General features: G+C 63.0%; 15 protein-coding genes. 11 read left to right on the forward strand and 4 right to left on the reverse strand.

Annotated features, from left to right (window positions below; all coding sequences use genetic code 11):
* The first annotated feature begins 20 nt into the window (after positions 1-20).
* Both LAN61_05305 and LAN61_05310 read left to right on the forward strand, forming a co-directional pair.
* Positions 21-1,418: a DUF58 domain-containing protein gene (locus LAN61_05305; GenBank protein ID MBZ5539921.1), complete on the forward strand. Its 1,398-nt coding sequence runs from the start codon at positions 21-23 to the stop codon at positions 1,416-1,418.
* A gap of 603 nt (positions 1,419-2,021) precedes the next feature.
* Complete coding sequence (locus LAN61_05310; GenBank protein ID MBZ5539922.1) at positions 2,022-3,428, forward strand: putative DNA binding domain-containing protein; 1,407 nt, start codon at positions 2,022-2,024, stop codon at positions 3,426-3,428.
* Positions 3,429-3,643: 215 nt separating this feature from the next.
* Here LAN61_05310 and LAN61_05315 read toward each other — a convergent pair whose 3' ends face one another.
* From LAN61_05315 to LAN61_05325, 3 genes are all read right to left on the reverse strand, one after another.
* Positions 3,644-4,609 carry a protein kinase gene (locus LAN61_05315; protein MBZ5539923.1) on the reverse strand — a complete coding sequence of 322 codons (966 nt, stop codon included), beginning with the start codon at positions 4,607-4,609 and terminating at the stop codon, positions 3,644-3,646.
* Positions 4,610-5,361: 752 nt separating this feature from the next.
* Complete coding sequence (locus LAN61_05320) at positions 5,362-5,646, reverse strand: GIY-YIG nuclease family protein (protein MBZ5539924.1); 285 nt, start codon at positions 5,644-5,646, stop codon at positions 5,362-5,364.
* 787 nt (positions 5,647-6,433) lie between these two features.
* Entirely contained in the window at positions 6,434-7,396 is a 963-nt protein-coding gene (locus LAN61_05325) for a stage II sporulation protein M (protein ID MBZ5539925.1), read from the reverse strand.
* Here LAN61_05325 and LAN61_05330 point away from each other — a divergent pair.
* From LAN61_05330 to LAN61_05345, 4 genes are all read left to right on the forward strand, one after another.
* The gene (locus LAN61_05330; GenBank protein MBZ5539926.1) at positions 7,395-8,189 is read left to right on the forward strand and encodes an RDD family protein; all 795 of its coding nucleotides are present in this window, start codon (positions 7,395-7,397) and stop codon (positions 8,187-8,189) included. The genes LAN61_05325 and LAN61_05330 overlap by 2 nt on opposite strands.
* A 290-nt stretch (positions 8,190-8,479) precedes the next feature.
* Entirely contained in the window at positions 8,480-11,503 is a 3,024-nt protein-coding gene (locus tag LAN61_05335; protein MBZ5539927.1) for a TonB-dependent receptor, read from the forward strand.
* 124 nt (positions 11,504-11,627) lie between these two features.
* Complete coding sequence (locus tag LAN61_05340) at positions 11,628-12,758, forward strand: hypothetical protein (protein ID MBZ5539928.1); 1,131 nt, start codon at positions 11,628-11,630, stop codon at positions 12,756-12,758.
* Positions 12,755-13,246: a hypothetical protein gene (locus LAN61_05345; protein ID MBZ5539929.1), complete on the forward strand. Its 492-nt coding sequence runs from the start codon at positions 12,755-12,757 to the stop codon at positions 13,244-13,246. The genes LAN61_05340 and LAN61_05345 overlap by 4 nt, the downstream gene beginning before the upstream one ends.
* A gap of 33 nt (positions 13,247-13,279) precedes the next feature.
* On the opposite strand, the gene LAN61_05350 is transcribed toward LAN61_05345, so the two are convergent.
* Complete coding sequence (locus tag LAN61_05350) at positions 13,280-13,873, reverse strand: nucleotidyltransferase family protein (protein ID MBZ5539930.1); 594 nt, start codon at positions 13,871-13,873, stop codon at positions 13,280-13,282.
* Between the two features lie 264 nt (positions 13,874-14,137).
* Between LAN61_05350 and LAN61_05355 the strand changes: the two genes are divergently transcribed.
* The 5 genes from LAN61_05355 to LAN61_05375 are packed head-to-tail and all read left to right on the forward strand — an operon-like array spanning position 14,138 to position 19,455.
* Positions 14,138-14,989, forward strand: coding sequence for a xanthine dehydrogenase family protein subunit M (locus LAN61_05355; GenBank protein MBZ5539931.1), 852 nt, complete (start codon positions 14,138-14,140; stop codon positions 14,987-14,989).
* A complete protein-coding gene (locus LAN61_05360; protein ID MBZ5539932.1) occupies positions 14,976-15,470 on the forward strand; it encodes a (2Fe-2S)-binding protein in 495 nt (164 codons plus the stop codon). The genes LAN61_05355 and LAN61_05360 overlap by 14 nt, the downstream gene beginning before the upstream one ends.
* Positions 15,471-15,473: 3 nt before the next feature.
* Positions 15,474-15,914, forward strand: coding sequence for an SRPBCC family protein (locus tag LAN61_05365; GenBank protein MBZ5539933.1), 441 nt, complete (start codon positions 15,474-15,476; stop codon positions 15,912-15,914).
* A gap of 15 nt (positions 15,915-15,929) precedes the next feature.
* Entirely contained in the window at positions 15,930-18,476 is a 2,547-nt protein-coding gene (locus LAN61_05370) for a xanthine dehydrogenase family protein molybdopterin-binding subunit (GenBank protein MBZ5539934.1), read from the forward strand.
* A 31-nt stretch (positions 18,477-18,507) separates the two neighbouring features.
* Positions 18,508-19,455, forward strand: coding sequence for a ketopantoate reductase family protein (locus LAN61_05375; GenBank protein MBZ5539935.1), 948 nt, complete (start codon positions 18,508-18,510; stop codon positions 19,453-19,455).
* Positions 19,456-19,465: the final 10 nt, after the last annotated feature.

Genomic DNA, 19,465 nt, shown 5'->3' on the forward strand with positions numbered 1-19,465 from the left:
ACCGGCAGTAAGGAGACGGAGTGCACCAGGATCAATCATTGCTGCCTCCGGGCGTCTCCGCGCGCGCGCGGCCATTGGGGCGCGCGGGGTTTGCTTTCGGCCCGCGGTTCTTCGTAGGGCTGCTGCTGGGGCTGGTGTGGCTGGGGCCGGCATGGTGGTCCCCACGGCTCATCGGGGCGATGTTCCTGTGGGATGGGCTGGTGCTGGCGGCATGGGTGTGGGATTTGCAGCGGCTGCCGGCGCCGGGGCAACTGGAAGTGCGGCGGGTGTGGCGGGCGCGGCCGGCGCTCAGCGTGCCCGGAACGGTGGGGATCGAGCTGCGCAATTTTGGGAAGAGGGCGGTGCGCCTGCGGGTGACGGACGAAACCCCGCTGCGGCTGCGCAGCGAGCCGCCGGAGATGGAGATGGCCGCGCGCGCCGGGGCGTCCGCGGAAGCGAGCTACGCCATTTTGCCCGCGGAGCGCGGCGATGCGCCGCTGGGGCGCATCTACCTGCGCTACCAGAGCGCGCTGGGTCTGGCCGAGCGCTGGGGCGTGGCGGACGCGGCGCAGACGGTGTGCGTGCTGCCGAACCTGGAGCAGGCCAAGCAGCACACGCTGTACCTGATCCGCAGCCGCCAGGTGGAACTGGAAAAGCGGCGGCGCCGGCAGCGCGGTCTGGGCCGGGAGTTCGACAGCCTGCGCGACTACCGCGAAGGCGACGAGATGCGCGATATCTCCTGGAAGGCCACGGCGCGGCACAACCACCTGGTGACGCGGGTGTTTCAGATCGAGCGCAGCCAGGCGGTGTGGCTGGTGCTGGATGCGGGGCGGCTGCTGCGGGCGCAGGTGCAGGAGCCAGGGAGCGCGCTGCGGCTGGCGAAGCTGGATTACGCGGTGAACGCGGCGCTGTCGCTGGCGCAGGTGGCGCTGCACTGCGGCGACCGCGTGGGGCTGATGGCCTACGGGCGGCGCATCCAGCAGAACGTGAACGCGGGGCGCGGGCCGCGGCAGGTGCGCGCGATCGTGGAGGCGCTGGCGCAGGTGCGCGGGGAGGCCGGGGAAGCGGACCACGGACGCGCGGCGCACGCGCTGCTCAGCGCGCAGAAGCGGCGCAGCCTGATCGTGTGGATCACCGATTTCGCGGAGACGGCCACGCTGCCGGAGGTCATCGAATACGCCATGCAGATGACGCCGCGGCACCTGGTGGTCTTTGCGGCCATGGGCCAGCCGGACCTGACGGCGCTGGCGGAGAAGACGCCGGAGAACGAAGAAGAGATGTTCCAGCACGTGGCGGCGCTGGAGATCAGCCAGCGGCGGGAGTTGCTGCTGCGGGGGCTGCGGCAGCGGGGCGTGCTGGCGCTGGAGTTGATGCCGGGGCTGCTGGCCAGCGCGCTGGTGAATCAGTATCTGGACATCAAGGATCGCAGCCTGCTGTAGGGCGCGAGGGATGCGGAGGCGGCAGGGGAAGCCGCTGGCGGGGATGGAGTTGGGCGTTTCTTTCTCATTTTGAGGCACGAGGGGAGGGGCAGGAGGGGTACCCACCCCCCGTTGTGCAGGAAAGAGTGCGGAAGTGGTTGATGATAAGGGAGTTGTTGTGGGGCCGTGGGAAGAAAGAGTGGGGAAGTGATGGGAAAGAAAGGGGATAAAGCGAAGTAGAGAAGTAAAGGCGTAGCGAGGCAATGAGGATGGCAGACGGGAGTTGGTGAGTTCGCGGGGGCGGGGTGCGAGTGTCACGGGGCATGGTAGCACGGAAATAGTGGTCAGTAAAGTATCAGTACTGTGTGGTACTAGTTTCGAATGGGATGGAGATAGTACGTTCGAAAGGTGCGCGCGAATACTTTATGCGTCTAGATTCAGAAAGAACGAAGGAAAGAGAAAGATCCCACCCTTGCAAAACCCGCAAGGATGGGGAACCCTCGTCTTAATACTCCACGGTGAATTGCAGAAGTGGTATCTTCTCATCGCTTGTTGCCGTCAGGAAGAAAAGGGGAGAAAAGGTGGGCCACCCGCCTATCCCGCCGAAATGATTGGGGCATAACGATGATCGAACAATTGAAGATCGAAGAGGCCGAGGCTAACCGTATCCTCGCGTTAGAAGAGGGTCATTACTTAGACTTGAAGCGCGCCGAGATTATGCCAGCCAAGCTCGCACAGGCCGTTTCCGCTTTTGCGAACACTGCTGGCGGCGAGCTTTTCATTGGTATAGAGGAAAGTGACCGCAGTGGCGCGAAGCCTCGTCGCTGGCGCGGATTTGCGGACATCGAGGAAGCGAATCCGCATATTCAGGTGATTGAAGCAATGTCGCCATTGGGAACACATTATCGGGCGAGCTTTCTTAGTGCTCCGGGCCAAACCGGCCATGTCCTGCATCTCATCATTTTTAAGACGAAAGATATTTTGTACGCGAGCGATGGAGTCGCCTACGTGCGTCGCGGTGCGCAGAAGCAAGCAGTCAAAGGTGAAGAGGCGCTCCATAGACTCCGGTTGGATAAGGGAATCATCTCTTTTGAAGATGAGACTCTCGCCCTAGACCCGGCGGCAATCACCAATTCCGCTGCCGTCATCCAATTTATGTTGAATGTCGTTCCGACTGCCGAACCAGACACTTGGCTCGCAAAGCAAAATCTCATTGTCGGCGGCAAGCCAACAGTCGCTGGCCTCCTGCTTTTTGCGGATGAACCGCAAGCGACACTCCCGAAGCGATCCGCGATTAAACTTTATCGCTATAAGACAAAAGATGCTGAGGGTAAGCGCGAATCGTTGGCGTTCGACCCCATCACAATTGAAGGGCCTTTGGATCAACAAATCCGGAAAGCCGTCGTCCGCACCAAGAAACTGGTCGAGGAAATTAGGCGGCTAGGCCCGCACGGTCTGGACTCCGTTACTTACCCGCACGAGACATTGCACGAGATTATAACAAATGCGGTTCTTCATAGAGACTACAGCATCGCGGTTGATGTCCATGTCCGTATCTATGACGATCGTATCGAAGTTGAGAGCCCTGGTCGGTTACCCGGTCACGTAACCAGAGAAAATATTCTGGACGAGCAGTCCGCCCGTAATCCGAAGATCGTTCGGCTAATAAATAAATTTCCCGACCCTCCCAACAAAGACGTTGGAGAGGGATTGAACACGGCATTCGAGGCAATGAAACAATTGCGGCTGAAGGAACCGGTGATCGAGGAAACCGAGCATTCCGTGACGGTATACATCCGGCACACCCCTTTGGCATCGCCTCACGATACCGTCCTAGCCTACCTAGAAAATAATGATGAAATTACGAACATGATTGCCCGAGACCTGACCGGAATCCGGTCCGAAAACTCCATGAAAAGCGTATTTCTGTCTCTCAAGAAACGTGGAATGATTGAACCGGTTCCCGGGAAAACAAGTGGTGGCAAAGCGGCCTGGAGAAAGGCTAGGCCGAAGAAGCGAAAATCAACATAATAACGCAACAACTATAATCAGGCGGATGGCGCACCCTTGACGCGCTAAGACTCTTTGGGTGGCTTACTTTTTGCGGTTTTAGTTTTTGCAAAAGGTGGGTCCGAAGCATTGAGGAACTGCCACCCGCCAAATGTCAAAAGCCGCAGACGCCCCGACCCAGTCGAGGGGCACCCGAATCCATTTGGCGCATCACGCTTGGGCCACCCGGCTTCGTCTTAGCCCTGGTCTGCCGCAGGAGGCGGGGCTTCTGAAGCGGTTGGGGCTTGTGGCTGTTCTGCTTCGCCTTGCGCAGGCTGCGTTGGGGAATTCAGGTCTCGCCAGAGTTCCTTGGCGCTTTCGGTGCGCTTCGATACATGCCGCCTTAAGGCCTTCTCCAATGCAAAGTTAAGGGGGGCTGGTAGCTGCAGAGCCATCTGCCGAGGTTTTCCGGCTTTGATCTCTTCGGTGGTGAATCGCAACTCCTTGGAGTGTGCGAGTTGAAGAAAGAGTAGGCCGCAGTGGTAAATGTCAATGCGGTGGTCGAGTGCGCCGAACTCGGATTGGTCGATGACCTCTGGTGGAAGCATCCACGGGGCTCTTGTATTTGCGGGGTCTATCTCACTTAGGAGTTTGGCGACTCCTAGATCTCCTAATCTGAATTGGGTTGCACCATGGTCACCCGGGTCCATTTCGTTTCTTGCGGAGAGCGCGAACACATTGCCCGCATGTATGTCCTGGTGGACAAGCCCGTTAAGGTGGATGAAATGCACAGCCTGCAGAAGACAGCGGGCAAGTGGGCTTATCCAGAGATGACCCTCGAACCAATCCATTGTGAAGAAATCGGCGAGTGAGTATCGGCATCGTTCCGTGATGATATAAAAGGTGTCGCGGTACTCGAACGCATCAAAAAAGTAGGTGATGTGGGGGTGGCGAAGTAGGAAGAGTTTTTGCATTTCTGCGATACCTGATGCCTTCACTTCTTCGTACGATCGTTTGGGTTTCAAGATCTTGGCTGCTAAGTCGTTGTTCCAATCGTCCACGCAGCCGTAGACCACGCCAAAGGAGCCCTCGCCAATCTTCTCGCCGATGATGTAGCTGCAGTTGGTTAGAGTGCTCGTGATGACCTCTCCGGGGGTCGGTGGAATGACGGATTTGGCCGGTGGCTCGATGAGTGGTGTTATTGGCGTGGTTGATTCAGGCATGTGACCTCAGCGCAGAGCTTAGTGGCTCAAGCGCAGGTTCTTGGTCGGGAGGATACCACTATGGAAACCCATTGTGTGGACCTGCGCACGGGATCAGGGTAAGTGGCACAATTTGGCGGCGACCCTTGAAGCAGTGAGAAGATTTCGGGTGGCCCTCGTTCTGGGTGACCGCAAAGCCGTCAACGCGGGGTTCGCAGGGGTGGGGTTTTTCTCTTTGCGCTTGCTTGGCGATTCGAGGGATGCGTTGAGGAAGTAGTGCGGCGGGCGCTAAGACGGGGCTACGCGCGCGCGGGTTCGCGTTTTTCGCCGATAGAGTGAGAGCAATGCGAAGAGAGATTTCTCACTGCGTTCGGTCCCGTAGAAGCATCCGGGATACAAAGAACGTAAATGACGGGTGGTGGGGGCGACGAAACAAAGAGAGATTTCTCGCTTCGCTCGAAATGACGGCGTGGGGTGGGCGACGAGAAGAAGAGAGATTCTTCGCCCGCCACTAGCGCGGGCGAAGCAGCGGCGGTTCCTCGCTGCGCTACGCTTCGTTCGGTCCCGTAGAAGCGTCCGGGATGCAAAATGCGCAAATGACGGGTTGTGGGTGGGGGGCGAATGGGTGCGGGTGGGCTTCCCGCCGGGGCGGGGGATTCAAATACAAGGCGGGCGAAGACGAAGAGAGATTTCTCGCTTCGCTCGAAATGACGGGTGGTGGGGGCGACGAAACGAAGAGAGATTTCTCGCTTCGCTCGAAATGACGGCGTGGTTTAGAGGCCGAGGCTGAGATCTTTCCAGTGTGGATTGAGGGATTCGATCAGGGCGATCTTTTTGGCGCGGCGCCAGGCTTTGATTTCCTTTTCGCGGGAGATTGCCGCGCGAATGGTGGCGTGGGGTTCGAACCAGACGAGCTTGGTGACGTTGTACTTTTGCGTGAAGCCGGAGATGAGTTTGTTTTTGTGCTGGTTGACGCGCCTGGCGAGGTTACTGGTCACACCGAGGTAGAGGGCTCCTGATTTGCTGGCCATGATGTAGACGTGGAAGGTGCGCTCCATGGGGGCGGATTGTGCCACGGGGAGACGGGCTCTTCAAATACAAAGAGAGGCAAAACGAAGAGAGATTTCTCACTGCGCAGGCCAACCCTTTCCGATCGGACCGGAATCTTCGATCGCAGGAGCAAAGGGAAAGAAAGCGTTGGCCTGCTTCGTTCGGTCCCGTAGAAGCGTCCGGGATGCAAAATGCGCAAATGACGGGCGGGTGGGCGAATGGGAGCGGGTGGCCAATGCTTGAAGTAGTGAGAAGTTTTGGAGTGGCCCGTGCGGGTTTCGACGGGGTGGAGGGGTCTCATCGTTCTTCCTTGGCGATTCGAGGGAGGCGGCAAGGGAGTGAGGAGGCGGGGTCTGCCAGACCGCGGAAAAAAGGCTAGAACAAGGGTGGCGGCGGTTTCCAGGCGGGCAAAGCATCGAAGACAAGAGGCCGGGCTAAAGCCCGGCATCTACATAATCGGGAGGAAGAAGAGTTTTTCTGGCATGGCGGCGGGAGAGCTGGGACCGGCAAGCGTGCTCGTGCTGAGCGGGCGGGAGAAGAAAAAGATAACGCAGAGACGCAGAGGGCGCGGAGGGTACGTAGAGAAGAAGGGCGAGATAGTTTCAATGGACGTGCGAGAAAGATGGATTCCAACTTTTTTGGGAATAACTGCAGAGCGGGCGGGGCCCCGACTGCTGTCCGGAGCGCGGCCCCGACGGCTGTCCCCGACTGCTGTCCGGGGCGTGGCCGGCGCATGGCCGGGGCATGGCCGGGCAAGCCCCGCCCCTACAGAGTGACTCTTGTGAGAAATGCTTGCTAGGCGGTGTCGCGTTGCGGGCGGCGGGCGCGGTGGAGGTAGGCGAGCAGGAGAGAGAAGAGGACGGCGGCGAAGAGGAATTTCAGTTTGGGGGCGAGGTTGGAGGGGGAGAGGAAGCCTTCGATGACGCCGGCGACGATGAGCATGGGGATGGTGCCGAGGAGGAGCTGGGCGGCGCGGCCGCCGGCTTGGGCGAGCGAGTCGCGGCGCGGCAGCAGGCCGGGGAAGAGCAGGCCGCGGGCGATCTCGAGGCCGGCGCCGCCAGCGATGAAAATGGCGGGGAGCTCGAGGACGCCGTGGGGGGCGACGAAGCTCCAGAGCTGGCCGGCCATGCCCGCGCGCCAGGTGGCCGCGCCGATGACACCGATCAAGATGCCGTTGAAGAGCAGCATCCAGATGGTGCCGAGACCCGCGGTAATGCCCAGGGCGAAAGTGGTGAAGGTCACGGTGAGATTGTTGGTCATGATGCCGGAGGCGGCGAGGGGTTTCACGGAGACGATGGAGTGGGTCCACATCTCGCGGCGTTCGATGGTTTCCATCATCTGCGCGCCGAGCAGGCGGTGGGCAAAGGCGGGATCGCGCAGGGTGACGGCGCAGGCGGCGATAGCCGCGACGGCGAAGAGGGCGAAAGCGAGCAGGGTTTGCGGGAGGGTCTCGCGGAAAATGCGCGGATAGGTTTCGGTGTAGAAGCGGAGCAAGCCGCTGAGCTTCTGGCGGTGGCCCATGTAGATGAGATTATGGGCGCGGCCGAGGAGCTGGTTGAGATAGAAGGCGAGCTGGCGGCTGGTGACGTCTTCGCGGACGGCGGCGAGATCGGAGGCCGTCTGGCGATATAATAGGCCGAGCTCCTGCAGCTCGTGATGATTGAGCGAGCCGGTGCCGCGCCGGCCCGAGCGATCCACGAGCTGTTCGAGGCGCGACCAGTACGGCTTGCGTTTTTCCAGCCAGCGTGTGGAGATCATGATGAATGCACCGGCTCCCAACCCGCTCCCCGGCGCCCTGGCCGACAAGCTTACCATTGACACGCCGGAACAGACCGCGCTGGAATTTGCCATTGCCGGAATCGGCAGCCGCTTTCTCGCGCTGGCCGTGGATACCCTGATACAGATCGTGACCGGGCTGACAGTGATGATCGGCAGCGGGCTGCTGTTGAGCAGTGTTCCTCTCCCATTCGTGAAAGGCTCGGTCTGGTACGTGGCGCTGCTCATCCTGTTTTTCTTTCTGCTGTATTTCGGCTATTTCGCTTTTTTCGAGGCCATCTGGAACGGGCAGACGCCGGGGAAACGCTATGTCGGGATTCGCGTGATCAAGGATTCGGGGCGCCCACTGACGCCTGCGGAGTCCGTGGCGCGCAATCTGCTGCGCATCGTGGACCAGATGCCGGGCTTCTATGCCGTGGGGATGGCCAGCGTGGTGCTCAGCCGGCAGAACAAGCGGCTGGGTGATTTTGTCGCGGGCACGATCGTGGTCCATGAGAAAGCGCTCGAGGAACTGCGGCCGCTGTGGCAGGCGCCGCAGGCGGCCGGGGCCGTGCGCTACGGCGCCGCGGCTCTGAGCACGGAGGAGTTCGCGCTGGTCGAGAGCTTTCTCAACCGGCGCGAGGCGCTGGCGCCCGACGTGCGCCATCGCCTGGCGATGCAGATCGCCGGGCAGATCAAGCCGAAACTCACGCTGCCGGACGAGAGGCTGATTTCCAACGAGAAACTGCTGGAAGCGGTGGCCTACGAGCGGCGCTCCGCGGCGCGCTACGGGTAGGCGACGGGTGGATTTTACCGTATTTGCAAGTGTGCGCACGGCACACTGCAGGGATTTGCTTGACAGTCACACCCCACTGAGATAAACCAAGAGGTACTTGAAACGCGCGTTGCAGTTTAAAAAGCGCTGCGGAGGGGTGTAATTCCATGTCTCAGAAGAAATTAGCCGCATTGGCGGCTTCATTCGTATTCGTAGTTATGTTCGTTCTAGCGGGTTCGCCAGGCAGCACACACGCACAAGGAGTAACGGCAACGCTGAGCGGCCGGATCCTGGACGCCTCCGGCGGAAGTGTGGCCAAGGCTTCGGTTACCATCGTCAACACGGCGACGGGGTTTACGCGCACCGTTCAGAGTTCGGACGCTGGTGAATACTTTATCCCGGCGCTGCCGGCCGGCGACTACAGCGTCAGCGTCGAGTTCACGGGCTTTCGCAAGCAGACCAAGAACATCACGCTGCAGGTGGGGCAGACGGCGGAGCTGGACTTCAGCCTGTCGCCCGGAGAAGTAGCGCAGAAGGTCGAGGTGGAAGCGACCTCGGAACTGGCGGAGCCCACGCGCACGCAGGTGAGCACGGTGATCACCGAGCGGCAGATCGTGAACCTGCCGGTGAACGGCCGCGAATTCATCAACTTCGCGCTGCTCTCCCCGGCCGTGACCATCGGGGACACCACCGCCGGGAATACCGACGTGATCGTGGAGCCGGTGACCAAGCTGTCCTTCGCGGGGCAGAACATCCACTACAACTTCATCGCCGTGGACGGCGCGGACGACATCTCGACGGCGTCGGGAATCCAGCGCGGCACGCCGCCGCAGGAGTCGGTGCGCGAATTCCGCGTGATCAACTCGGATTATTCGGCGGAGTTCGGGCGGGCCGTGGGCGGCATCGTGAACATCATCACGCGCAGCGGCACCAACGACTGGCACGGCACACTGTACGAATATTTCCGCAACAACAAGATGGACGCCGTCAACCTGCTGCAGGCGACGGGCGCGCACGTGCTGCGGCAGAACCAGTTCGGCGCGGCCATCGGCGGGCCGGTGCAGAAGGACAAGACGTTCCTGTACGCCAACTACGAAGGGCAGCGGCGCGGGGAATCGCCGTTCTACAACTCGGCGGTGCTGGCGAATATTGATGCCATCAACCTGGTGAAGACGACGGTGTATGGCCTGCCGGCGGAACCGGTGCTGGGCAGCGTCCTGCGCACCAACGACAGCGACAACGGTTTCGCCCGGCTGGACCACAGCTTCGGCGAGAAGCACAACCTGTACGTGCGTTACTTCGTGAACGAGGGACGGCTGCTCAACCAGTCGCCGCTCAACGACGGGTTCGACCTGCCGTCGGCCTACAAGAACAGCTTTTACCGCGACCAGTCGCTGGCCGGAAGCCTGGCCTCGGTCTTCACGCCGAAGCTGGTGAACGAGCTGCGCGTGCAGTTTGCGCGGCGCTCGTTCGACTTCCCGACGGTCACCACGCAGCCGCACCTGGAAGTTTCCAATATCTTTGCGGTAGGCGTGAACCGCGGCAACCCGGATTTTTACCGGGAGTCGCGGTTCGAGGTCGTGGATAACGTCACGCGCACCATGGATAAGCACACGCTTTCCTTCGGCGGAAATTACAACTGGGTGCGCACGGTGGAATCCTTCCCGCTGTTCTATCCCTTCGAGGCCGATTTTCCGAATATCGACGCTTTCCTCGGCAACGACGGGGCCGTCACCGGATGCACGCCCGGCGTGATCGCGGCGGGCTGCCAGCATCCCAACGTGATTTTCTTCGAGCGCTTTGACGCGGCGTCCAACTACACCGAGCCGACAATCAACACTTCGGTGTATCAGGGCACGTCATTTGCGCCGGCGATCCGCAACCAGGCGGAGGGCTCGCTGGACCACACCTACGACGGTCTTTACCTGCAGGACAAGTGGCGGGCCACGAGCAAACTGACGCTGAACGGCGGCATCCGCTGGGAGTGGGAGACCTGGCCTTCGAACGTGCTGAACACGCAGTGGAAGAACTTCGATCCGCGCGTGGGCATGGCCTACAACCTGGGCACGAAGCGCAACGTGGTGCTGCGCGGAGGCTTTGGTCTGTTCCACGGCATGATTCCCTCGCCACTGCTGGCCTGCCAGCGGCCGTCGTGCGGCGGGACGCTGGGGAAGTATCCGAATCGTCCGTTTGAGAATTCGCTGGACGCGGCGACGCGACTGTTCGCCTTTGCCAGCGCACCGGACATCACGGCTTACGGCCTCACACAGATGCTGACGACCGGCACATATCCTGACGCGGTGCCCTTCCCGGACGTTTGCTTCCCGGGGGAAACGACGCTGGCGCAGTGCGCGTTCTTCGGCGATGCCACGGTCGTGCGCTTCATACAGGATCACAAGAACCCCTACGGCATCCAGGCCAGCCTGGCGATCGAGTTCGAACCGCTGCCGGATACTTCGGTCAGCATCAGCGGGCTCCATGTGCGCGGCGTGCATCTCGGCAGCTTTTACAACGTCAACCAGCCGGATCCGACGGGCACCATGACGCTGCATGACTCGCAGGGAAATACGGGCGAGAAGAACATCTACTGCAGCTTTGCTCCGGCCTGCCCCTTCACTCCAGGGGCGCGGGATCCACGCTGGGGGATCTATTTCGAGGCGACCTCGCGGTGGGATTCGATTTACGACGGGTTGCTGGTTAACGTGAACAAGCGGCTGAGTCACAACTTTGCTTACGGAGCCAGCTATACTTGGTCCAAGAGCATCGACGACGGGCCGAACCCGAGCTTCGTGCTCATCCCGCAGGACAGCCAGAACTTCCGGGCCGAGCGCGCCCTCTCGAGCGACGACGTGCGGCAGCGGCTGGTGCTGAACGGCACGGTCTCCACGCCCAAGAGCTGGGGCATGGCCGGGCGCGACTTCCTGCTCAGCACCATCGTGACGATCCAGTCGCCGATGCGCTTCACGAAGTTCGCGGGCTTTGACGCCAACGGGGACATCTTCGGCAACAACGACCGCGTGGGCATCGAGCCGCGCAATACCTTCGCCGGGGATAATTTCCGCACGGTGGATTTGCGCATCTCCCGGTCGTTTGTCTTTAAGGAAAAGAAGAGCGTGGAACTGATGTTTGAAGCGTTTAACCTGGCCAACACGCTGAATGTCCGCTTCTTCAACACCGTGTATGGGGCGTCGGACTTCTGCCCGGTCAATCCGACGGCGTTCGGATGCGCCGGGCCGACCCCCTATCCGGAAGGTTCGCCGAACCAGTTCTACGGCACGCCGCGCGCGGTAAACAACCCGCGGCAACTGCAGCTGGCGGTGAAGTTCAGCTTCTAACCCCTCGCGCAAGGGCAGTTCGCGAGGGCCGTTCGAACACGAGAATGGAATGGAGGAGGCCCGGCTGCAGCGGTGAGGCAGCCGGGCCTTGTTCCGTCCGCCGGAGGTCCCACCGGGTTCTGCCATGACACCACAAATCAGCGCTTCTCCCGCGATCGCCGCGGAGTTCGCCCCGCTCAGTGCGCGCCGCCTGCTGGTTCTCGGCGGCATTGGGCTGATCCTCGCCGGAATGATCTTCGGCGACATCTTTGCGGTCTTCTTGCTGCACCAGAACGCGGCACGGGTCGGCGAAAGCCTCGCCGGCGCAACGCAGGCCGCGCTGGCCGGGGATCCCGCGGGCGTACTGGCGAACTTCCACAGCGTCGGGGGCTTCCTGGAAAATCGCGGCACCAAGGTGGACACCCACGTGCACATGATCGGCTTCGGCTATCTGGCGCTGATGCTGGCGGTGGTGCAGCCGTGGATCGCGCTGTGCGAGACGGCCAGGAAGCGCCTGGCCGCGCTGTTTCTCTTCGGCGCGGTGCTGCTCCCGGCCGGCGTCTTCCTGATTCATTACGTGGGGCTGGCCTACAGCCCGCTGGAGAGCATTGGCTGGGCGAGCATCTTCGCGGACCTTGGCGGCTTCTTCGTGCTGGTGGCGGCCGCGGTGTCCTTGTGGGGGCTGTGGCGGCATTTTTCGGATGCGGCGCGGCCGGCGGTGCAGGATGCGCTGCTGACGAATCGCAATGCGGCGAGCCGGCTGTTGCTGACCGGCGGTGTGCTGCTCATCCTGATTGGGTTTCTGCATGGCGCCTGGTATGCGGCCGCGGACCTCTACAGGCACGAAAGCACCGACTACAACCTGCTCTCGCAGATGGCCGCCGGAGCCGCGGCGCGCGATGCCGCCGTGGTGAACAAGGCACTGGGCGAGTACGGCCAATTGCAGGGCGAGAAGGCCGTCAACATCGCGGCACATGCGCACAGCATCGAATTCGGGCTGCTGGCGATTCTGCTGGCTTTCTTCCAGCCCTATGTGGACCTGCGCGACGTCTGGAGGCGGCGCTGGGCCGGCGTGCTGCTGCTAGGCTCGCTGCTGCTGCCGGTCTGCGTGCTGCTGGAGTTGCGCTACGGGCTGCTGGCGGGCGGGTTTGCGGATAGCGGCGGGCTGCTGGTGATCGTCGCGCTGTTCGCGATGTGGATCGGGATTGTGCGCTACACGGGTGAGCTGGACGCCGCGCCGGGAAGCGCTGCAGGGAAGACGGGGGGTGTCCGATGAGCGGGGCGCGGCGGTTGCTGATTCTCGGCGGCTTGGCCCTGATCATCTGGGGCATGGGCTATGGCCTCTGGTATGCCGTCTTTGCGGAGCACCAGGCGCTCGACGGCATCGGGGCGTCGCTGGCCACGGGCTTTGCCGGAGCCGCCAGTCACGACGGGGCGGCGGCGCAAGCGGCGCTGAGCCGGTACAGAGAAGTGAAGTACGTCTACGACCGCCAGGTGGACATTCACAGCCACTGGATCGGGCTGGCGATGCTGCTCATCGTGCTGGGGATCGCCTACGAGCGGGTGGCGCTGGGCGAGCGGCTGCGCTATTTGCTGGCGGTGGGCTTGCTGCTGGGCGCGGTGATTTTTCCGCTGGGCGTTCTGCTGCAGACCCTGAACCATGGTGCCGGGCCGCGCGCCGTGGCCGCGCTGGGGGCGGCGCTGGTGATCGGATCGCTGGGGGGCATGGCGCTGGGCTTCGCGCGCGGGCGCACGGCGTCCTGACGGGACGCTCTCTGCTGAGACAAGCCGGGATGGTTACCGGCGGGCGAGGAACTTGCGCAGGCAGGCGCGATAGCTCTCCGGCGTCGCGAAATCCGCGAAAATGGCCGCCGTGCGCACGTCCACCTGACGCACACGCCGCGGCTCGCGGTAGATGACTTCGCGCGCGGTTCTTGCCCGGAAAAACTCGGGGAGGACGCTGGCGGCGATGAGCAGCGGGTGTCCCGTCGCGCTCCGGTGCCGCGGCAGGACGATGGCCTCGCGCGCATTGCGGGCGCGGAAAGCCCGCACCAGCCGCTGGATGGTCTGGCGGCGCAAGAGAGGCTGATCCACCGGGTAGAGCAGAATGGCCGCGCCGGCGGGGACGCGCCGCAGGGCGCAGAGCAGGGAACTCAGCTGGCCGGAACGCCACCGCCGGTTGACCACCAGGCGCGCGCCGCGCGGCACCGCCGGGCGGATCTGCTCCGCGTCGCAACCCAGCACCACGATGGGATGCGCGAGGCCGGCGCAGTTCTCCACAGCGATGGCCAGCGCGGTCTTGCGGCCGAAAACGGCCAGCGGCCGGGGGAAGCCGAGGCGCCCGGAGCTGCCTGCGGCGAGGAGAACGGGGACGATTTTTTCCTGGGTCATGGCGGTGCGAGAAAGGGCACTATAATCGAGGCTCCGGCGAATAGCAAAAAGCCCGCCGGGGAACGCTCTGAAACGCGCGTTTCTTTCCGGCCTTTCCGCCCTTGCCTCTTGGCCGCATTCGCACTAGAATTCTTTGGCGCCGCGTTCTGCAGTCCTCATCTTGCAACCGAGTCCGCGGGCACTGGCTCCGGCATGGGGCCGACAGGGATCACTGTGTACTCTCATCCATTCCGCTATCACCGGGCAGAAACGCTCCCGAGCGCCGTGCAGCTTCTGCAGGAGCTTGGGGAGGAAGCCAAGCTCATTGCCGGAGGGCAGAGCCTGATTCCGCTGATGAAGATGCGCCTGGCGCGTCCGGCCGCGCTGATTGACATCAACCACATTCCCGGCTTGAGCGGGATCGAGCGCCACGACGGGGAGATCCGTCTGGGGGCGCTGGCGCGCCACGCGGACATTGAAGCCTCGAGCGTGGCCGCGGCGATACCCATCGTGCACGATTGCGCGGCAGGGATTGCCGACATCCAAGTGCGCAATCAGGGCACCATCGGCGGATCGATCGCCGAAGCCGATCCCAGCGGGGATTGGGGCGCCGTGCTGCTCACACTGGAGACGCTGGTGCGCTCCTTCGGGCCGCAGGGCGAGCGCACCGTGACGCTGGAAGAGTTCATCCAGGACGCCTACACCACGGTGCTGGGGCACGACGAACTGGTGCGCGAAGTGATCGTCCGGATTCCGCCAAAGCACAGCGGCGGGGCCTTCGTGGCCTTCAAGCGCAGCGCGCCGGTATATGCCACGGCGAACGCCGCGGTGCAGCTGACGCTGGGCGACAAGGACACCTGCAAGGACGTGCGCATCGTGCTGGGTTGCGTGGGGCTGATGGCCATTCGCGCCAGGGAAGCGGAAGCCGAACTGCGCGGCAGGCCGCTAACGGGAAAAGCGCTGCAGGCCGCCGGGGAAGCCGCGCGCGCCGCCGCCGAGCCGCAGGGCGATCTGCGGGGGTCGGCCGACTACAAACGCGTGCTGATCGGAGCGCTGGTGAAGCGCGCGATCGGCATTGCCGCGCGGCGCGCCCGCGGGGAACAGGTGGAGGCCGGACACGAATATGCCGCCCGTTGAACATACCGAGAAAGTGACCGTACGCATCCGCGTGAACGGGGAACCGCGCGAGGCGCGCGTGGAAGCGCGCACGCTGCTCGTGGATTTTCTGCGCGAGGAACTCAGCCTGACCGGAACGCACATCGGCTGCGACACGACCTACTGCGGGGCCTGCACCGTACTGCTGAACGGGCGCTCGGTGAAATCCTGCACGCTGTTTGCGGTGATGGCCGACGGCGGGGAGATCACCACGGTCGAGGGCCTGGCCAGCGACGGGAAGCTGCACCCCATCCAGGAGGCCTTCGCGGACTGCCACGGCCTGCAGTGCGGCTACTGCACGCCCGGGCTGCTGATGTCCACGCTGCACCTGCTGGAGAAGAACCCGAAGCCCAGCGAGAAGGAAATCCGCAAGGGCATCGCCGGGAACACCTGCCGCTGCACCGGCTATCAGAACATTCTGAAGGCCATTCGCGCCGCCGCGACGGCGATGGAGAAGCGCTAAGCCATGGAGATCAAGTTTGGCGGGGATTTTGTGGTGCGCAAGACGCCCGAGCAGGTCTACGACTTCCTGGTGGATCCCAACCGGTTCTGCCCGCTGCTGCCCGATTACCAGAGCAAGGAAATCGTGGACGACAAGAATTTCGTGGTGAAGCTCAGCGTGGGCATCTCGCACATCCGCGGCACGGCTACGGTGAAGCTGGGGCTGATCGAGTCGGACCGAGCGAAGCACGCCGTGTACGAAGGGAAGGCCGATGTTCCGGGCGGCTCGGCGACGCTGCGCGCCGGTTTTGAGCTGGAAACCGCGCCGGACGGCACGAAGGTGGTCTGGAGCGGGCAGTCCAATATCGTGGGGCGCATCGCCTCGTTGGCTGGGGGCCTGCTCGAGCCATTGGCCAAGAAGAACATCCAAAAGATGATTGACCAGTTGCAAAAGGCGCTTGCCTAAGCGCAGGGATAAACCATGGCCAGGAAGAAAACCAAGGCAGTGCGCGCCAAAGGCAAGAAGACGGCCACGAAACTTGCGGGCGCAATCTTCAGCGCCAAGGGGCCCGGGAAGTGGGTGGGCCAGCCGATCCGCCGGAAGGAAGAAGACCGCCTGGTGCGGGGCAAGGGCATTTATGTGGACGACCAGAAGATGCCCGGGATGGCGCACATCCGCTTCGTGCGCTCACCCTTTGCGCACGCCAATATCCGCAGCGTGGATGTTTCCCGCGCCGCCGAAGCCCCGGGAGTGCTGTGCACGCTGACCGGCGCGGAAGTCGCCGGGATGGTGCAGCCGTTTATCGAGATCGGCCCGGACGTCGGCCAGAAGGTCGCCGATTATCCGATGGGCGTGAACAAGGTGGTGTACCAGGGCGAGCCGGTGGCCGCGGTGGTGGCGGACACGCGCATGGCCGCGGAGGACGCCGCGGAGCTGGTGGAAGTGGACTACGAGCCGCTGCCGCCGGTGATGACCGCCGAGGATGCGCTGAAGGACGAAACCCTCGTGCATCCCACGATGGGCACGAACCGCAACTGGCACGGAATGTTCGAATACGGCGACGTGGAGAAGGCCTTCCAGAACGCCGCGCACGTGGTGCACATCGGGCGCATGCATTTTCACCGCTTCTCGTCCACGCCGCTGGAGACCAACGGGATCATCGCGCTGTGGGATTCGAAAGCCGACCGCATCGAGTTCTGGTCCAACAACACGTTTCCGGCGTTTGCGGCGCAGTTTCTCTCGCCGGCGCTGGGCGTGCGCATCGACCAGATTCACATGAAGAGTTTCGACATCGGCGGGGGCTTCGGCATCAAGATCACCAACTACCCGTACATGGCGCTGTGCGCCCTGGCTTCGCGCAAGCTGGGGGGCAAGCAGGTGAAGTGGACGGAGACGCGCACCGAGCACATGCTGGCGAGCGCGCACGGCAATGAGCGCACTTTCTACGACACGCGGGTGGCGCTGGACAAGAACGGGGTGATCACCGCGCTCGATTCGCGGCACGTGGACGATTGCGGCGCCTACCCGCGTTACGAGCCGCTGGGCTGCGTCATCTGGGCGCAGGTGCTGCCCGGGGCCTACCGGCTGCGTAACGTGCGCATCGACATGAACCAGATCGTCAGCAACAAGTGCCCGGTGGGCCCGAACCGCGGCTATTCGCGCATGCAGCAACTGTGGTTCATGGAGCGCGTGCTGGACATCTGCGGGCACACGCTGGGCATTCCCACCGACGAAATGCGGGTGCGCAACTACATCCGCAAGGAGGAGATGCCCTACGAGACGCCCAACGGCTGCGTCTACGATTCCGGGGACTACGCCGGGATGCTGGCGCTGGGCAAGAAGCTGATCGGCTGGGACGAGTGGAAGAAGAAGCAAGCCGCGGCGCGCAAGGAAGGGCGCTGGCTGGGCATCGGCATCGGCTCGACGCTCGATTCCGGCACGAACAACTTCGGCCAGGCGCGCATCATCAACGCCGGCGCACCGTTTTCCGGGCAGTCCAAGGCGGCCATCGCCAAGCTGGACATTTACGGCGAAGTGGTGGTGAGCATGGGCTCGGTGCCGCAGGGGCAGGGCCATGAAACCACGGCGGCGCAGACCGTCGCGGAAGTGCTGAACATTCCGCCGGACCTGGTGAAGGTGAAACCGGGCTTCGACACCGAGCAGAACGTCTACACGGGGCACACCGGCACGTATGCCAGCCAGTTCGCGGTCACCGGGCTTTCCGCGATCAACGGCGCGGCAGAGAAGCTGAAGAAGGAAATGGCGCGGCTGGCGGCGTGGGTGCTCAAGGCCAAGGAGAAAAATCTGGAGTTCGGCGTCGGGGAGCAGGGGCCGGAAGTCCGGGTGAAAGGGAAGAAGGGGAAGTCGATCAATTACTGGGCGCTCGCCAACATCGTCAACGTCAACAACGCCGATATGCCGGAAGAGTTGTGGGACGTGACGCTGAACTGCCGGCACGTCTACCACGCGCCGTTCCACGTGCCGGATCTCCAGCGGAAATTCGGCAACCTGACGCTGACCTACGCGGCGCAGATCCACCTCGCGGTCGTCGAAGTGGACCGGGAGACGTTCCAGCCCAAGATTCTGGCCTATGCCTGCGTGGACGACTGCGGCCGGGCCATCAACCCGCGCATCGTGCAGGGGCAGGTGCATGGCTGCACGGCGCACGGCATTGGCGCGGCGCTCATGGAAAACTGCGCCTACGACGCCGACGGCAACCTTCTGGCATCCACCTTCAGCGATTACACGCCGATCACCGTGATGAACATGCCCGATCTGCTGTACGGGCACATCGAATCGCCTTCGCCGTTCTCGTTTAACGGCGCCAAGGGCATGGGCGAGGGCGGAGCGGCGCCGGTGCACACCATCTCCGCGGCACTGCAGGATGCCCTCTATTCGAACGGAGTCATCATCGAGGAGTCGCACAACAACGGCGATTCCATCTACCGCGCGCTGGAGCGCGCCCGCGCCGGCGAATATGCCTCCGTGGTGCGCGTCGAGCACCGCAAGGCAGCGCGCGCCCGGTGACACTGCCCGGAAGCCGTATCGTGATCCTCGGATGAAGCGCATCTGCATCATTGGTGTGGGCTCAATCGGGAGCCTGTACGCCGCGCATCTGGCGCGCGTCGCGGAGGTGTGGGCCTTTGTGCGCCGCCCCGAGCACGCCCGCGCGCTGAACGAGCAGGGGCTGCGCGTTACCGGCACGCACGAGTTCCACGTGAAACTGCGCGCTTCGAACGAGCCCGCCGAGATGCCGCAGTTCGACCTGGGCATCGTCTGCTGCAAGGCCACGCAAACCGAGGACGCGATGCGGCCGGTGGCGCATCTGTTCCGCAACGGCACCGTGCTCTCTTCGCAGAACGGTTTGGGCTCCGAAGAGATCATCGCCGCGCTGACCAAGGGTTATGTCATCCGCGGCACGACGTTCATGAGCGGCACCCGCCACAGCGACACCCACGTCCAGCTCGAACTGGACACTGAGACCTGGATAGGGCCGTTCGAGCCGACCAACACACCTTTTTCGCTGGTGCAAGAGGCCGCCGACCTGATCAATGCGGCCGGGTTGAAAGCTGTCGCGCTGGAAGACGCGCGGCCGGCGCAGTGGTCCAAGCTCATCTTCAACGCCTCGGTCAATTCCGTCGCTGCGTTGACGGAGCTGGTGCACAGCTTTCATTATGCCGAAGAGAAGAAGTTCGACGACCTCGGGCATCTGCTGCACGACCTGATCGAGGAAGGAAAGTGCGTCGCCGCGGGCCTCGGCGTAAAGCTCCGCGAGGATCCCTGGGAGATGAACAAGATCGGCGCGCGGACCGATCACCCGCCTTCGATGCTCTACGACATCCGCCACAAGCTGCGCACCGAAGTGGATTTTCTCGGCGGGGCCATCGCCCGCGAGGCGCACCGTGCCGGCATTCCCGCTCCGCTGCACAGCGCGCTGTACCGGCTGATTCGGGGCAAGGAAGCGTCCTGGACCTACCGCGGGAAGAAAGAGGGGGCGGCGGGATGAGCGGGGGAGC

The sequence above is a fragment of the Terriglobia bacterium genome (assembly GCA_020072785.1).
In the GTDB taxonomy this organism is placed as follows: domain Bacteria; phylum Acidobacteriota; class Terriglobia; order Acidiferrales; family UBA7541; genus Acidiferrum.

Excerpts from the sequence above, each read along its gene's own strand:
- LAN61_05310 (MBZ5539922.1), top strand. The coding sequence starts at position 2,022 with ATGATCGAACAATTGAAGATCGAAGAGGCCGAGGCTAACCGTATCCTC.
- LAN61_05315 (MBZ5539923.1), bottom strand. The coding sequence starts at position 4,609 with ATGCCTGAATCAACCACGCCAATAACACCACTCATCGAGCCACCGGCC.
- LAN61_05320 (MBZ5539924.1), bottom strand. The coding sequence starts at position 5,646 with ATGGAGCGCACCTTCCACGTCTACATCATGGCCAGCAAATCAGGAGCC.
- LAN61_05330 (MBZ5539926.1), top strand. The coding sequence starts at position 7,395 with ATGATGAATGCACCGGCTCCCAACCCGCTCCCCGGCGCCCTGGCCGAC.
- LAN61_05325 (MBZ5539925.1), bottom strand. The coding sequence starts at position 7,396 with ATGATCTCCACACGCTGGCTGGAAAAACGCAAGCCGTACTGGTCGCGC.
- LAN61_05340 (MBZ5539928.1), top strand. The coding sequence starts at position 11,628 with ATGACACCACAAATCAGCGCTTCTCCCGCGATCGCCGCGGAGTTCGCC.
- LAN61_05345 (MBZ5539929.1), top strand. The coding sequence starts at position 12,755 with ATGAGCGGGGCGCGGCGGTTGCTGATTCTCGGCGGCTTGGCCCTGATC.
- LAN61_05350 (MBZ5539930.1), bottom strand. The coding sequence starts at position 13,873 with ATGACCCAGGAAAAAATCGTCCCCGTTCTCCTCGCCGCAGGCAGCTCC.
- LAN61_05360 (MBZ5539932.1), top strand. The coding sequence starts at position 14,976 with ATGCCGCCCGTTGAACATACCGAGAAAGTGACCGTACGCATCCGCGTG.
- LAN61_05365 (MBZ5539933.1), top strand. The coding sequence starts at position 15,474 with ATGGAGATCAAGTTTGGCGGGGATTTTGTGGTGCGCAAGACGCCCGAG.
- LAN61_05370 (MBZ5539934.1), top strand. The coding sequence starts at position 15,930 with ATGGCCAGGAAGAAAACCAAGGCAGTGCGCGCCAAAGGCAAGAAGACG.
- LAN61_05375 (MBZ5539935.1), top strand. The coding sequence starts at position 18,508 with ATGAAGCGCATCTGCATCATTGGTGTGGGCTCAATCGGGAGCCTGTAC.